Source organism: Pseudomonas sp. AC242 (genome assembly GCF_979258655.1).
Genome location: NZ_OZ409873.1, coordinates 2,495,846 through 2,510,569, shown reverse-complemented (window position 1 = coordinate 2,510,569; position 14,724 = coordinate 2,495,846). Strand labels below are relative to the sequence as shown.

Here is a 14,724-nt window from a genome sequence, read left to right as displayed (position 1 = left end):
TAGAATGCGCCGCTTAATAACTCATGGATGTGTTGTCGTCAGTGTTGCGATGCTGTGTTCAGGATGTACCTCCTATGCGACCGTGCCGACAATCAACGAACACGCTGGAACCGCAACCCAGGAAATCATCTCCAGCTTCAGCTACGAAATAGACTCTCCCTGGAAAAACAGTCGCCTTGGCAAAGACGCCTACGCGCAGACAAAAAGCATGTTTCCACATGCACAGGATCACAGCTCCAGCCCTGTAGCCTCGAGCCTCCCTGCACTGGAAATCAAAGTCTCGGAATTTTCATTGGGTGGCGCTTGCACACAAGAGTATTTGACGGGGTTGAGTTTTGGTTTGATTCCGAGTTGGTGTACAAGGCCAGACCTGTACAAGTTTGATTTCACCCTGAATAAAGATAACGGCTTTTGCAGGCAAAGAACTTACTCAGTCAGCGCCACAACGGTTTCCCATCTCGTGATGATTCCGTTTGCGCTGTTTGAGCCCGAGAAACGACCACTGGCCATTTATCAGGCTTCGCTAAAAGATTTCCTTCAAGCCGATCAATGTTCCAAAGGCTTGTGACCGGCGCATCAGGCCTTCAAAAATCTCGCGGCGTAACTGACAAACAACAACAGGAAAACCAAGCCACCCAATGCGACCACCAGCGTACTGAGATGCGCAACCATGCCGATGAACGCTGGGCCCATGAGAATGCCGGCGTAGCCCATGGAAATGATCGCCGGAATCGCGGTGCGCTGGGGCATGCGTTGTTGCCGACCCGCCGCCGTAAACAGCACCGGAACAATGTTCGAGCAGCCGATACCGACCAAGGCATAACCCAGCAAGGACGCCTGCCAACTCTCGAACACCAGCGAAACCAACATGCCGGCCGCCGCGCAGATCCCGCCCAGCGCCACCACGCGAACGCCACCCAGTCGGCTGACGATGGCATCTCCGGTCAGGCGCCCGAGGGTCATCGCCGCGGCGAAGCTCGCATAACCCAAACCGGCGTAGCTGGGTTCCATTGCACGTTGCGAGGCGAGAAAAACCGCGCTCCAGTCAAGCATGGCGCCTTCCGTCAGGAAAACAATGAAACACAGGCTGCCCAACAGCAGCACGATCCCCCGTGGCATCGCCAACAACGGGCCGTCTCTCTCGGTGCCATAGGGCAACAAACTCGGCGCAGCCTTGTACAGTGCGGCGAGGATGATCGCCACCAGACTCAGCACAGACAACAGCGGATCCAGCCCCAGGCTGAGCATCGCCGTCATGGCCCCGGCACCGGCGATACCGCCGACACTGTAAAGCCCGTGGAACCCGGATTGCAGGGTTTCGCCGCTGTTCTTTTCAACAATGATGGACTGGATATTGATCGCGCAATCGAGCATGCCCATGCTCGCGCCGAACTCCAGCACCGCAAGGGCCAGCCCCGGCAGCCAGGCGAGATGGCTCAGCATCGGCAACACTGCGCACAACGCGACAGTCGAGCAGATGATCACTGGCCGACAGCCAAACCGTGCAGTCAGATAACCGGCAAACGGCATGGCGACGATCGAGCCGATACCAAATCCCAGCAACAACAGGCCCAGTCCGCCGTCGTCCAGTCCGGTACGCGCTTTCACCAACGGCACGAGTGGCGCCCAGGCCGACATCACAATGCCGGTGATCAAAAATACAATGCGCGTCGACACGCGTTCGCCGTAGTTTGCATAAGTCGCCACGGATGATGTCGAGGTGTTCATTGAGGCGGACATCCTTATCGGTGTCTCCCGGCTTTTTTTGGCGACGAACCGGAATAACAGGTTTTCGAGACGAAAGAGTCCCTGCCAGCATCCGTCGGGATGCTGGCAGGGAGCAGGGTTAACATGAGTGAACAGAGCGCAGATCAGCCAACAGACTTCAACGGAATAGGGCCTTTGAGCCGATCCATCATGGTCGCGCAATACCAGTCATCGAACTGACAAACGCCGGTCTCGGCGGTTTCCGAATAAGGACCCGGCTCGTACGAAGGCGAAGTCACGCCACGCTGGGTACCCTCGACCAGCGTGCGGTCCTGATCGTTGGTGGCAATCCAGACTTTGGTCAGGCGCTCGATATCGTAATCAACACCTTCCACTGCGCTGTCCGGTACCAACCATTTAGTGGTGACCAAGGTTTCGGTGGCGCTGATCGGCAGCACCCGGAAGCTCAATGCATGGTCACCGAGGAAGTGATTCCAGGTGGACGGGTAGTGGAAGTACAGCAGCGCGCCGATGTCCGCTTCAGCTGTCTTGTCCAGGCGACCGGCAACGGCCGGTTTGCCGTCCATGGTGTAGCTGACGGCGCCGGATGACAGCGGAATACGGGTCATGCGGAACTGGCCGTTGATATCCATCACCAAACGGCTTGGCAACCCGGCGCTCTCGCACTTGGACCAGTAGGCCGAGAGTTCGGGATCATCTTCACCACTGATGCCGCCCACCGACAGGTTATCGACGAACGAATGCAACAGTTCCGGGTGTGAGCCGTCGCAGTGGTAGCACTCGCGATTGTTTTCGAAGACCAGTTTCCAGTTGCCTTTCTCGATGATGTTCGACTCGAACGCCACTTTGCAGTTTTCAAGATAGTGCGGCGCGATGAAAGGGCTGACGGCTTTGCGGAAACCCTCGAAATCAGGAGCCTTGGCGGCCACGCAGACATAAATATAGGTATCAACGATCTCGCAGTGAACGCTTTTCAGGCTGTATTGGGATTTGTCGAAATCCTGGCCCATGTTGCCGGCGAACAACAGGTTGCCATCCAGCTCGTACGTCCACTTGTGATACGGGCAAACCATCTTCGCCACTTTGCCGTGATCGGCCTCGCAGATTTTTGCGCCACGGTGACGGCAGGCGTTATGGAACGCCCGAACTTCGCTGTCTTTGCCGCGTACCACTGCAACGGGATAGTCACCGATCTGCAGGGTGAAATACTGCCCCGGTTTGGTGATTTCAAAGGTGTGGCCGGCGAAGATCCAGTCCTTGTGCCAGATCTGCTCAAGATCCTGACGGTAAACGCTTTCATTGCTGTAAAGGGCGCCCGGCAGCGAATGCCAGGGTTTGCGCTGTGCGATCAGGTCAAAAACGCTTTCTTTATTCATTATTATCCTCCCAGGGGCGACATAGCCCTCAGCCTATAGGGCGCAGGACAGCGATCACAAACGACATTTGCTGTGGGCAATTCATGCGTTGGGGTTATCGATGATGTCTGACTGGCGTGCCAGCACTGGGTGAAAAATCGGTTCCAGAACCGTAATGGCGCAGCTGGATTGTGCAATGTGTTTGATCGCTGTTTTCACCTCGGCACTGCGCTCTACACCGAGACCGCTGGCGAACAGATCAAATTTCTGGCTCAGCTCTTCAGCGCTGAGGGGCGTTTCGGGGTCGCCCCGCGCGGCAGTGATCGGACTCACCAGCACGCCGCCGTTCTTCAGGGTAATGGTCAATCGGGAGAGGATTTCGGCTGGGAATCTGGCCGAGATATCGGCGGCTTCGACGACTTCGATACGGCGGCTCAGTGCCAGAATATCTTCGGCAAAAATCGCCGCCCCGGTGACTTCTTCCGGACCGACCTTGCCCCGCACAATCAGTGCGGCCAGCGGAAAGGCGAGGGCGTACTGCGCCTCATCGGCGTCACTCGGCGTATGCCCCTGCAAACACATCGACTCGTAGAACGTTTCCACGCAAACGGTTTCAATCGAGTCCGCATCGAGCTGAGGGTTTTCTCGCTGCAGTTCGAGCATGGCGGTCAGCGCCGGTTGTGCCCAGCGGCAAACTGGCCAGGGTTTGAAGTACTGACTGTCGATCTCCCAGCGTGCACCGATGTCGCTCCAGTATTCGGCGACTGTGATGTCTTCAACCGATTCTGCCGGTGCACCGGTGATGCCTTCCCGAGCCATGAGCAGGGCGTTCAAACCCGCAAATGCGCCTGCACCGTGGGCATCGCGCAGCATCGTCGGCGCTTGCACCACGCGCATCATCGGGCAGCGTGCGCTGAAGTACTCAGCGATGCCCAAGGCGTGGCGGAAGGTCGGCTCATCAAAGCCCAGCAAGCGCGCGCCGACGCAGACAACGCCCAGCGCGGAAAAACCACCCGATGCGTGATAAGTCGGCGAGGTCGCCATCAAGGCGGAACCGGCCCGCAGCGCCGTTTCATAACCGATGCACAGTGCGCTCAGTAGCGCATGGCCGCTGATCGACTGGCCTTGATGATGCAGCGCATCGGCGAGGGCAAGCACGGCGGGAACAACGGTCGCTCCGGCGTGCCCCTTGGATTTGAAGTGGCCTTCGTGGGCGTCGAGGCTGTCAGCGCTGAACCCTCCGGCCCACGCTGCGCCGAGCACGTTGACACGTTGCCCGGCAAAGATCAGGCGACTGCTATAGGCGCCCGCCGGGTAATGCTGTTCGGCAAAACGCCGCATGGCGCTGCTGGTGTCATTGCTGGCCGCGCCGGCCATGACGCCGACGATATCCAGCAGACTGTCCTGCAAGATTGCACGAGTCTTGAGCGGGGCATCGAGGAAATCAAAATCGCGACAGAATTCGAAGAGTGACATTCAACAATCCCTTCCTGTGAGTTGCGCCGGGCCGATCATGGCCGGCGCAGCTCAACAATGAGCCACGGGGAGGGTGCCGCTCTAGCAACATTTTCGTCGGGCTATTGATAACCAAATCAGCCGACGACGGTGCGGTGCGGATTAACGGCGGGGAAACTTCGCCAGAATCCATTCACGAAAACGCCGCAACTCGTCTTCGTTTTCGGAGCTTTCGCGACAGCTCAGGTAGTGCCAGCTATTGCGCAATTGCACCTGCTGCTCGATCGGTCGCACCAGCAGGCCTTGCTGTACCAATCCCGTGACCAGGTGATTCCAGCCCAGCGCAATGCCCTGATGGGTCAGGACCATGCTGATGAGCAGGTTGTAGTCGTTGGCATTGAAGATTTGCGGGCTGTTCGCCGGGCGATCGTCAATATCGATGGCCTGAAATGCCAGCCACACGCCCCAGTCGACATGTTCGGCGACTTGCGAGCGACCGTAAGGGCTGAGGTTGAGCAGGGCCGAATCGCGCACGCCTTCGATCGTCGAAATCTCTGGGTGCTTCTCCAGATACTGCGGGGTGCACACCGGGTAAATCACGTCGTGGCACAACGGGTAGCTTCTATAACCGTCACGGATGCGCGAAATCTTGGTGATGAAGATGTCCGGCTGCACACCGGGTTCCATTGTCAGAAAGTTCTGCGTGGTGATCAGGTTGAGTTCGATATCCGGGCACTGCGCGAAGAACTCTTGCAGATGATTCGACAGCCACAGTGCGGAAAAGGCCGGCGAGCAACAGACGGTGAGGACCTTCTTGGTCGACTGGCTGCTGCGGATGCGTTCGGCGGCCTGCGCGATGTTGACGAACGACAGTTGCGCGGCATCGAAGAACACCGCGCCGGCCGCCGTCAGCTCCACCGCCCGGCCGACGCGGGTAAACAGTTGCGCGCCCAGATAACTTTCCAGTTCACGAATCTGCCGGCTGATCGCGGCTTGGGAAACGCACAGCGCCTCCGCCGCGCGGGTAAAGCTTTCGTATTTGGCCGCGGCGACAAATGCCTTCACAGCCCTCAAGGACGGCATTTTCAGCAGGATGGTGTCAGGGTCGACATGCTTGCTCATTCGTACACTCTCCTAACGATACAGCTCCCCAACGAAGCGCGAGGAGGGTAACGGAACCGTGCGGGGAGGGCTACGCGAGCGTCGCTGCGGGGATAGACCCGGTCGCTCATGGTGCTGACGCGGCACTCGGCAATGGCTGTCGTCGCAACCGATAACCCGACGTTATCGAATTGCCCCTGTAAATGTAGTTGGATTAAGCGGGGTGATGCTAATAGATTTGAAACATCCCTTTTTCCTGGGACCTCAAAAATAATAAAAGGAAGCCCGTCGTGAAGACATCTATTCATTACCGCTGCCGCTTACAATTATTTTTGCTCGTTTGCCTGTCGCTTAATGCGAAAGATGCACGATGCGAAGGAGGCAAGGTATGACAAGTTCCGACGAGATCATTTGCGTAAAGAATGTTTTCAAAGTCTTCGGTACGCAGCCAGCACTTGCCATGAAAATGGTTAAAGAAGGCGCATCAAAAGCTGAAGTGTTCAAAAAGACCGGTCAGGCGATTGGTGTTTTTGATGCCAACTTCTCTGTTCGCCGCGGTGAGATTTTCGTGATCATGGGTTTGTCCGGTTCGGGCAAATCGACCATGGTCCGATTGTTCAACCGGCTGATCGAGCCGACGTCCGGGCAGATCTTTCTCAATGGCAAGGAAATCACCGGCCTGGGCGACAAGGACTTATTACAGGTTCGTCGCAAAGACATGGGCATGGTCTTCCAGTCGTTTGCATTGATGCCGCACATGAGCGTCATCGACAACGTTAGCTTCGGTCTGGAAATCAGCGGTGTCAGCGAGAAAGAACGCTATTGCCGCGCGATGGGCGCGCTGGAGCAGGTTGGCCTGGCAGGGCAGGAGTTCAGCTTTCCTCACCAACTCTCCGGCGGCATGCAGCAACGTGTCGGCCTGGCCCGCGCGCTGGCCAATGATCCCGCCATTCTGCTGATGGACGAAGCGTTCTCGGCACTTGATCCGATGATTCGCAGCGAGATGCAGGGCGAACTGATCAAGCTGCAGGCCGAGCAGGATCGCACCATCATTTTTATCTCCCACGATATTGAAGAAGCGGTTCGCATCGGTCACCGCATTGCGATCATGGAAGGCGGGCGCGTGGTGCAAATCGGCACGCCGCGTGAACTTCTGTGCAACCCAGTGAATAAATATGTGCGTGATTTCTTTAATGGTTTCGACACCAGTCGCATTCTGAAAGCGGGTGATATCGCGCAACAGGATTGCAATGTCGCTTATATACCGGGCGGGCAAACGCCGATTAAAGCGGAAGCGTCTCTTCGCGACATCTTTCATCTGGTTGCGGCCTCGGCAACTCCCATGCCGGTGGTGGATGAAGTTGGACTTTATAAAGGTTCGATTTCGCAGGGCCATCTTCTGAGCTGCCTGTGTAACAGCTGAACCGAGAATAATCAGAATTGATATGCCGTTTCTGAGTGCGAGGTAGCATCATGTCAGACTTCAACTTTTTAGATCCCTTTCAAAGTCTCAATATTCCTTTGGGATCCTGGGTGGAAAGCGCCCTTAAATATCTGGTGCATAACTTCAGGGAAGTGTTTCGCTCGATCCGCTGGCCGGTCGATCAAGTGCTGGACGGTGTGCAGTGGGGACTGCTGTCGGTTCCGCCGACGGTCTTCATCATCATTGCCGGGCTGATCAGTTGGCAGATTGGTGGCAAACGCATTGCCATTTTCAGCGTCGCCACCCTCACCGGGCTTGGACTGATCGGTGTGTGGAACGATGCCATGGTCACGCTGGCCCTGGTGCTGACATCGCTGTTGTTCTGCGCGGTCATCGGCATACCGCTGGGCATCTTGTGTGCACGAAGTGATCGCACGGAAATGATCATCCGTCCGGTGCTGGATGCCATGCAGACACTGCCGGCGTTCGTCTATCTGGTGCCGGTGGTGATGCTCTTTGGCATCGGCAACGTACCCGGTGTGATCGTCACCATCATCTTTTCCGTCGCGCCACTGGTGCGGCTGACCAACCTTGGTATTCGCCAAGTCCCAGCGGACAAGGTGGAAGCCGCCCGCGCATTCGGCTGCACGGCCACGCAAATGCTGATGAAGGTGCAGTTGCCGTTGGCGGCGCCAACGATGATGGCCGGCCTCAATCAGACCTTGATGCTGTCGCTATCGATGGTTGTGGTCGCCTCGATGATTTCGGTGGGCGGTCTCGGCTTGATGGTGTTGAGCGGCATCGGCCGCCTCGACATGGGCCTGGCCAGCGTCGGCGGTGCCGGGCTGGTGCTGCTCGCGGTATTCCTTGATCGACTGACCCAGGCAATGGGTGAGCGCAGCAGCGATCTGGCCTCCGGTCAGCGCTGGTATGAAAGCGGCCCTGTGGGGCTGGTCATGAAACTGAAGAAAAAGAAGAACGTTGCACGTCCAGTGACGAATTGAGTTGGCCTGCTCACCCCATTAAAAATTCCAAGCGTGGTGAAACATGAAACTGACAAATCTCAAGAAAAGCGTGGTTGCGAGCCTCGTGGCTTCAGTGTTTGGCACCTTGTTGTGCTCGGCGGTCTACGCGGCCGACGCCAACAAACCCGGTGCCGGCGTTTCGATTACGCCGATCTTCCCGACGATCGCCGAAGAGCGTTTTCGTGGTGAGGTGGTGATCGCCGGCCTCAAGGAGTTGGGCTACGACGTCAAACAGCTAAAAGAAGTCGACTACCCGGCGATGTTTCTCGCACTGTCTTACGGCGATGCGGACTTCACCGTGCATGAATGGGAGCACCTGCACCAAGCGTTTTATGAAAAGGCCGGCGGCGATGACGTGATGGTCAAAGTCGGGCAAGTCATGAAAGGCGTGTTGCAGGGCTACATGATCGACAAGAAGACGGCCGAGGCTTATCAGATCAAGGATCTGTCGGACTTGAAGAAACCCGAAATCGCCAAACTCTTTGACAGCAACGGTGACGGCAAGGCTGACCTGACAGGCTGCAACCCGGGTTGGGGCTGCGAGATCATGGTCGAACACCACATGAAAGCCTATGGCTTGGGCCCAACCGTGGTCGACAACCGCGGTTCGTACTTCGCGTTGATGGCAGACACCATTGCGCGCTTCCAGCAAGGCAAACCCGTGCTGTTTTTCACTTGGGTTCCGCAATGGATCGCCAGTGTTTTGGTGGAAGGGCGTGACGTGGTCTGGTTGCCGGTGCCTTTCACTTCGCTGCCGGATGGCAAGGAAAGCAAGGACACCTTCCATGATGGCAAGAACCTCGGTTTCCCGGTGGACACGATCAATGCCGTGATGAACAAAGAGTTCGCCGAGAAGAACCCGGTGGCGCGCAAATTCCTCTCTGAGGTCAGCATCCCTACGGCCGCTGAAAGTGCGCAAAACCTGCGCATGCAGAACGGTGAAAAATCGCTGGCCGACATCAAGCGCCATGCTGCGGAATGGATCAAGGCCAACCAGCAAGCCTATGACGGCTGGTTGAGTGACGCCCGGGCGGCAGCGAAGTAATCGGTTCGACCACGGTTTGGCGGCGGGCGGTGCCAGTCGCCAAGCCACAAGGTTGTCGTTTCAAGTGAAGGTGAGCGGGTGACGCAAGATGGAAACTTTCCAGAGTCCGTTGAAACAACAGAACATCGGCTTTCGCCCATCCACCGTGATGTCGGGCCATGAACGTGTGGTGCGGGTGGCGTTTATCCTGCTGGATCATTTTTCGTTGACGACCCTTTCAACGGCGATGGATGCCTTGGCCACTGGAAACCTGATCAATGGCGAAACGATTTACCAGGTATCGACCTACTCACTGCAGGGCGGGCTGGTTGAAAGTGATATCGGCGTGTCACTGGTCTCGCAAAGGCTGGTGGCGGAAGGCTTCAGTCATGATGCAGTGATTGTCGTCGGAGGTCAGCGTGTGAGGCTTGCCACGCAGCCAGTGCTGCGCCGAGTACTGAAGAAGTCCGCGAGCAAAGGGATCGTCGCCGGTTGCTGGAATGCCGCGTTTTATCTGGCCGATGCCGGTTTGCTCGAGACTGGGGAGTTTGCTTGTCACAGCGACAGCTGCGGTCTGATCAATGAATATTTCCCGCAGTTGAACGTTTCGACTCGCGAGTTTATTTGCGCACAGCGCCGAGCCACTTGCGCCAACGCTCATTCGGCGCTGGATATGACCCTGGCGATCATGCAGGAACTGGGCGCGCGCAACGATGCGCCACTGGTCGATGAAATAAAACGGGTTCACCAGTCTGGACACCTTCAACCGAAGACTGCCGACAGTCTCCGCTGTTCAGCGATTCCCAAGCCTTTGAACATAGCGCTCGACTTGATGGAAAAAAACATTGAGGAACCGTTGGAAATTGACGCAATCGCCAGCCAGGTTGGCGTGTCTCGCCGGCAATTGGAAAGAAGGTTTGCCCGCTATCTCAATGCCGCACCCAATCGATACTACCTGGAACTGCGTTTGACTCGGGCTCGGCAACTGATTGTGCAAAGTGATCGTTCGTTGACGGATGTGGCACTGGCCACCGGGTTTGTCAGCTATCCGCACTTCTATAAACGCTTCAAGGATCTGTTTGGCTTACCGCCCATGACCTTCAGGGATTACTACAACGCCAACGACTATGTCAGTAGCGGCCGTTATGCCGTGGCGGCGAATTTTTAAAACAAACAGTCAATCGTCACTGTTTGTGTAAGTGCCAGTTTTGCAAGTTTCCGGATCAACGCCATTGCGTGCGTTTGCTTTGTGCTGCGTGCGTTTTGCAACTTCAACGATTAACGGTTTAACACTATGAAAGTCAGTTCATTACCCGCCGATGATGATAGTTGTGGCTGGTTTCATTTGAGCAAGCCACGCAGTCCCGAGCCGGCTCACCGTGGGCACCGTTCCGCCCGCTGGGTGATCATCGGTGCCGGCTTCACGGGACTGGCGTGCGCGCGGCAACTGGCGTTGAATTTTCCCGACGATGAAGTGGTGCTTATCGAAGCGCAGGAAGTCGGACTGGGCCCGTCGGGGCGTAATGCCGGTTTTGCCATTGATCTTCCCCATGATATTGGCGCTGAGGATTACATCGGTGACATCGCACTGGCACGCACCAGTTTGAAACTCAATCTGGCCGGCCAATCGATACTTCGCGAGCTGGTCAATCAATACCGCATCGAATGCCAGATGAAAGCCTGCGGCAAATATCAGGCAGCGGTAGAGAACCGCGGTATCGCTGTACTCGATGCCTATCGCCGGGGCCTGGAAAAACTCGATCAGCCTTTTCAGATGATTGATGCCGATGAGTTGCCCGAACATTTGGGCACGCGGTTTTACCGCAAGGCGTTGTTCACGCCGGGCGCAGTGTTATTGCAACCGTCCGGACTGGTAAAAGGCCTCGCCGACAACTTGCCATCGAACGTCACGCTGTATGAGCGCACGCCGATTCTGGAAGTGGAGTACGGCACCAAGACGCTGCTCAAACATGCCCACGGCAGCATCACTGCCGACAAACTGATTCTGGCGAACAACTCGTTCGGCATGCGCTTCGGTTTCCTGCAAGGGCGCATGTTGCCGATCTACACCTACGCGAGCATCACCCGGCCGCTGACCGAAGAAGAACAGGCACGGCTGGGCGGCAAACCGTTCTGGGGCGCCATTCCGGCGGATCCGTTCGGCACCACGGTGCGCCGAACCCCGGACAACCGTTTGCTGATCCGCAACAGTTTCACCTTCAACCCGGATGGTCGCAGCAACAGTAAATACAACGAGCGTTTCGTGCGCCGGCACAAGGCTTCATTCGATCAGCGTTTCCCGATGTTGCCGGAGGTGACGTTCGACTACACCTGGGGCGGCGCCTTGGCCATGTCGCGCAACCACAACGGCTTCTTCGGTGAACTGGCGCCCAATGTTTATGGCGCGCTCGGATGCAACGGTCTGGGTGTCACGCGCGGAACCGTCACCGGCAAGTTGCTTGCTGACTGGCTGGCGGGGCAGCGTGACCCACTGATTGACTTCCTGCTGCAGGCGCCGGGGCCCAACAGCAACCCGCCAGAACCGTTCCTTTCGCTTGGGGTGAACATGAACCTCAAGTGGGGGCAGTACCGCGCCGGGAGAGAAAGCTGAGTCTGCGTTGGCCGGTCGCTGCAGCCTCGTCGCTCCGCTGCCGTCCTGAAGGCTTGCACCGCCAATAACCAAGGTCTGCCCGGCATGCCGTCGGGTGCACGGATTGAACATTGAACCACTGGAGAAAACGCTATGAACTTTGACGGAATTTTTACCCCTGCCATTACCCCGTTGTCCGCTGATGGCCAGATCGACTATTCGGCGTTCTCCGACGTGCTCGAATATCTGATCGAGTCCAAGGTTCACGGCATCGTTATTGGCGGCTCCACCGGCGAGTATTACGCGCACACCGCCGAGGAACGCGTGGCCGTCGCCGAGCGCGCCAAAGACGTGATCCGCGGACGTTTGCCTCTGGTCATCGGCACTGGCGGCATTCGTACCGAAGACTCGGTGTACTTCGCCGAAAAAGCCAAGTCACTCGAAGCGGACGCCATTTTGGTCGGTTCGCCACCGTATGCCTTGCCGACGCAAAAGGAAATTGCCGCCCATGTGCTCGCCGTGGACAAGGCGGCCGGGCTGCCGATCATGCTTTACAACTATCCGTCGCGGATGGGCGTGGCGATGGGCGACGAGTTTTTCGAAGCCATCGCTGGCTGCAAGAACATCGCCGCGATCAAGGAAAGTTCGGGTGAGATGAGTCGTCTGCACCGTCTGGCTCACGCCCATCCGTCGATCCAGTTGTCCTGTGGCTGGGATGATCAGGCGCTGGAGTTTTTCGCCTGGGGCGCGCGTAGCTGGGTATGCGCCGGCTCGAACTTCATCCCGCGCGAACACATCGCGCTCTACGAAGCCTGTGTACTGGAGAAGAACTTCGATAAAGGCCGGCGGATCATGTCGGCGATGCTGCCGTTGATGGATTTCCTCGAGAGCGGCAAGTTCGTGCAGTCGATCAAACACGGTAGCGAACTCAGTGGCCTGCGTGCCGGCGGTGTGCGGGCGCCACTGCAACCGCTGGAGCCTTCCGAGAAGCTAGCGCTGGAAAGCGTGATCAAAACCCTGCAGAAAAACGTCGCGCGTATCGTCGAGGAGGCTTGAAATGGCAGACCTGCTGAGCAAAGAGCAATACCTCGAACTGGCTGCGAAACTCGAATTTCGCAACCAAGCGTTCATCAACGGCCAGTTCTGCGCCTCCAGATCGGGCAAGACATTCACCACGACCAACCCGGCCACCGAACAGGTATTGACCGAGATCGCCGCGTGCGATGCCGACGACGTCGATGCCGCCGTCGCCGCTGCGAAGGAAGCCTTCGATGACGCACGCTGGCATTCACTGGCGCCGTCCGCACGCAAATCGGTATTGCTGCGCTTTACCCAATTGCTGGAAGACAACGCCCATGAACTGGCGGTGCTGGAAAGCCTGGACAGTGGCAAGCCGATTCGTGAATGCCAAAACATCGACGTGCCGGAAACGATTCATACATTGCGTTGGCACGCCGAGCTGATCGACAAGATCTACGACGCTACGGCGCCGGTCGGCTCGGGTGCGGTGACCATGGTGGTGCGCGAACCGATCGGGGTTGTCGGCCTGGTGCTGCCCTGGAATTTCCCGCTGCTGATGCTCGCCTGGAAAATCGGCCCGTCGCTCGCCGCAGGCTGTTCGATCGTGGTCAAACCGGCCAAGGAAACCACCTTAAGCACCTTGCGCGTCGCCGAACTGGCGTATCAGGCTGGGATTCCCGCCGGCGTGTTCAACGTCGTGCCCGGGGGAGGGAAAGAAGCGGGCGAGCCGCTGGGCCGTCACCCGGATGTGGCGATGGTCAGCTTCACCGGATCAACCGATACCGGGCGGCTGTTTCTCAAATATTCCAGCGAGTCGAACCTGAAACGCATCGTGCTGGAATGTGGCGGCAAGAACCCCGCCGTGGTGATGAATGATGTCGAAGACATCGACCTCGTCGCTCAGCACGTGGTGAACGGCGCGTTCTGGAATATGGGTGAAAACTGCTCGGCCTCTTCGCGCCTGATCGTCCACGCCGACGTCAAGGATGAACTGCTGCAGCGTGTGCAGGTTCATTTGGGTGACTGGAAAATGGGTGATCCACTGGATCCTGAAAACCGCCTGGGTTCGATGATCAGCAAAGCGCATTTCGACAAGGTGCGCTCCTACCTTGACGTGGCCCGCGACGAAAACCTGCATGTGCTGGTGGGCGGCAAAACCCGCCAGGATATTTTCGTCGAACCGACTATCGTTGACGGCGTGAGTCGCGATAGCCGTTTGTTCCAGGAAGAGATTTTTGGCCCGGTACTGAGCGTCACCACGTTCCAGACCGTTGACGAAGCGATTGAGCTGGCCAACGACACGGCCTACGGCCTGGCAGCATCGGCTTACACCGGCAACCTGCGCCATGCACTGAAATTCTCGCGCGGCATCCGTGCCGGGATTGTCACGGTGAATTGCTTCGGTGAAGGCGATGCCTCTACGCCATTCGGCGGCTACAAGGAGTCGGGGTTCGGCGGGCGCGACAAGTCGATCTGGGCGCACGATCAATACACTGAAATCAAAACCATCTGGATTGATGCTTCCTGATAACGCCTTGACGCAACAAATCGCATCGCCCCGACCACTGAATTGAGTGGCGGGGCGATTGCCACATACCGTAACCCCCATCCATGAGCTGGACTGGTTAGTGGCCACGTCAGCAGAAAGCTTTCAGTCATCCGCTTTTCTGCAGACATTTTGAACCTAACTCGACATCGGTGGCTCAACCGGGAAATGTTCGGGGTGGGCGAAATGAACGCGTTCAAGAATCAACTGACATTCGCACAAGAAACCAGATTACTCGCCTTGGCGGCCTGGCGACGTGCACTGGAAAACCTTGAACTGCGAAGGGACTGTCCAGACGCCTATCACGACGAACTGCTGCGCCAGTCGGATGAAATGGACCGCTTGGGCATGCTCAGCTGGGACGAGTGGCGCGACCTGCGCAGAGAAGCAGACGTTGCGTACCTGCGCGCAGTCGCTGGAGACGATTACCACTGAGGTCATGTACGTTGGTTATCCG

Annotated in this window: 13 protein-coding genes; 9 read left to right on the top strand and 4 right to left on the bottom strand. The window is 57.4% G+C overall.

From position 1 onward, the window contains the following. Window positions 1-4: 4 nt before the first annotated feature. Window positions 5-568 (top strand): hypothetical protein, encoded by a 564-nt coding sequence (locus ACZZ0A_RS11350; protein ID WP_095112144.1) that lies wholly within the window; start codon window positions 5-7, stop codon window positions 566-568. Between the two features lie 8 nt (window positions 569-576). Here ACZZ0A_RS11350 and ACZZ0A_RS11345 read toward each other — a convergent pair whose 3' ends face one another. The 4 genes from ACZZ0A_RS11345 to ACZZ0A_RS11330 all read right to left on the bottom strand — a co-directional run bounded on the left by ACZZ0A_RS11345 (window position 577) and on the right by ACZZ0A_RS11330 (window position 5,660). Next, window positions 577-1,728, bottom strand: a complete 1,152-nt coding sequence (locus ACZZ0A_RS11345; protein WP_463543079.1) for an MFS transporter — start codon at window positions 1,726-1,728, stop codon at window positions 577-579. Between the two features lie 143 nt (window positions 1,729-1,871). Beyond that, entirely contained in the window at window positions 1,872-3,107 is a 1,236-nt protein-coding gene (locus ACZZ0A_RS11340) for an aromatic ring-hydroxylating oxygenase subunit alpha (RefSeq protein WP_463544090.1), read from the bottom strand. 78 nt (window positions 3,108-3,185) lie between these two features. Further along, the gene (locus ACZZ0A_RS11335) at window positions 3,186-4,559 is read right to left on the bottom strand and encodes an MmgE/PrpD family protein (protein WP_463543078.1); all 1,374 of its coding nucleotides are present in this window, start codon (window positions 4,557-4,559) and stop codon (window positions 3,186-3,188) included. A gap of 141 nt (window positions 4,560-4,700) precedes the next feature. Next, window positions 4,701-5,660, bottom strand: coding sequence for a LysR family transcriptional regulator (locus ACZZ0A_RS11330; RefSeq protein WP_150706698.1), 960 nt, complete (start codon window positions 5,658-5,660; stop codon window positions 4,701-4,703). Between the two features lie 367 nt (window positions 5,661-6,027). Here ACZZ0A_RS11330 and ACZZ0A_RS11325 point away from each other — a divergent pair, with 367 nt between their 5' ends. From ACZZ0A_RS11325 to ACZZ0A_RS11290, 8 genes are all read left to right on the top strand, one after another. After that, window positions 6,028-7,062 carry a quaternary amine ABC transporter ATP-binding protein gene (locus ACZZ0A_RS11325; RefSeq protein WP_414917155.1) on the top strand — a complete coding sequence of 345 codons (1,035 nt, stop codon included), beginning with the start codon at window positions 6,028-6,030 and terminating at the stop codon, window positions 7,060-7,062. Between the two features lie 50 nt (window positions 7,063-7,112). Next, on the top strand, window positions 7,113-8,066 hold the full coding sequence (gene proW, locus ACZZ0A_RS11320; RefSeq protein WP_463543077.1) for a glycine betaine/L-proline ABC transporter permease ProW: 954 nt from the start codon (window positions 7,113-7,115) through the stop codon (window positions 8,064-8,066). 43 nt (window positions 8,067-8,109) lie between these two features. After that, the gene (gene proX / locus ACZZ0A_RS11315; RefSeq protein ID WP_463543076.1) at window positions 8,110-9,132 is read left to right on the top strand and encodes a glycine betaine/L-proline ABC transporter substrate-binding protein ProX; all 1,023 of its coding nucleotides are present in this window, start codon (window positions 8,110-8,112) and stop codon (window positions 9,130-9,132) included. An 88-nt stretch (window positions 9,133-9,220) separates the two neighbouring features. Next, entirely contained in the window at window positions 9,221-10,279 is a 1,059-nt protein-coding gene (locus tag ACZZ0A_RS11310) for a GlxA family transcriptional regulator (protein ID WP_463543075.1), read from the top strand. Window positions 10,280-10,405: 126 nt separating this feature from the next. Next, window positions 10,406-11,722 carry an NAD(P)/FAD-dependent oxidoreductase gene (locus tag ACZZ0A_RS11305; RefSeq protein ID WP_463543074.1) on the top strand — a complete coding sequence of 439 codons (1,317 nt, stop codon included), beginning with the start codon at window positions 10,406-10,408 and terminating at the stop codon, window positions 11,720-11,722. A 132-nt stretch (window positions 11,723-11,854) separates the two neighbouring features. Beyond that, on the top strand, window positions 11,855-12,757 hold the full coding sequence (locus tag ACZZ0A_RS11300) for a dihydrodipicolinate synthase family protein (RefSeq protein WP_095112152.1): 903 nt from the start codon (window positions 11,855-11,857) through the stop codon (window positions 12,755-12,757). 1 nt (window position 12,758) lies between these two features. Further along, entirely contained in the window at window positions 12,759-14,249 is a 1,491-nt protein-coding gene (locus ACZZ0A_RS11295) for an aldehyde dehydrogenase (RefSeq protein ID WP_463543073.1), read from the top strand. Window positions 14,250-14,453: 204 nt separating this feature from the next. After that, complete coding sequence (locus ACZZ0A_RS11290; RefSeq protein ID WP_463543072.1) at window positions 14,454-14,702, top strand: hypothetical protein; 249 nt, start codon at window positions 14,454-14,456, stop codon at window positions 14,700-14,702. Window positions 14,703-14,724 lie beyond the last annotated feature (22 nt).

What these genes read in the sequence shown, in the direction of transcription:
- proW (WP_463543077.1), top strand. Translation starts at nt 7,113, where the DNA reads ATGTCAGACTTCAACTTTTTAGATCCCTTTCAAAGTCTCAATATTCCT.
- ACZZ0A_RS11350 (WP_095112144.1), top strand. Translation starts at nt 5, where the DNA reads ATGCGCCGCTTAATAACTCATGGATGTGTTGTCGTCAGTGTTGCGATG.
- ACZZ0A_RS11325 (WP_414917155.1), top strand. Translation starts at nt 6,028, where the DNA reads ATGACAAGTTCCGACGAGATCATTTGCGTAAAGAATGTTTTCAAAGTC.
- ACZZ0A_RS11310 (WP_463543075.1), top strand. Translation starts at nt 9,221, where the DNA reads ATGGAAACTTTCCAGAGTCCGTTGAAACAACAGAACATCGGCTTTCGC.
- ACZZ0A_RS11335 (WP_463543078.1), bottom strand. Translation starts at nt 4,559, where the DNA reads ATGTCACTCTTCGAATTCTGTCGCGATTTTGATTTCCTCGATGCCCCG.
- ACZZ0A_RS11295 (WP_463543073.1), top strand. Translation starts at nt 12,759, where the DNA reads ATGGCAGACCTGCTGAGCAAAGAGCAATACCTCGAACTGGCTGCGAAA.
- ACZZ0A_RS11330 (WP_150706698.1), bottom strand. Translation starts at nt 5,660, where the DNA reads ATGAGCAAGCATGTCGACCCTGACACCATCCTGCTGAAAATGCCGTCC.
- ACZZ0A_RS11345 (WP_463543079.1), bottom strand. Translation starts at nt 1,728, where the DNA reads ATGAACACCTCGACATCATCCGTGGCGACTTATGCAAACTACGGCGAA.
- ACZZ0A_RS11290 (WP_463543072.1), top strand. Translation starts at nt 14,454, where the DNA reads ATGAACGCGTTCAAGAATCAACTGACATTCGCACAAGAAACCAGATTA.
- ACZZ0A_RS11300 (WP_095112152.1), top strand. Translation starts at nt 11,855, where the DNA reads ATGAACTTTGACGGAATTTTTACCCCTGCCATTACCCCGTTGTCCGCT.
- proX (WP_463543076.1), top strand. Translation starts at nt 8,110, where the DNA reads ATGAAACTGACAAATCTCAAGAAAAGCGTGGTTGCGAGCCTCGTGGCT.
- ACZZ0A_RS11305 (WP_463543074.1), top strand. Translation starts at nt 10,406, where the DNA reads ATGAAAGTCAGTTCATTACCCGCCGATGATGATAGTTGTGGCTGGTTT.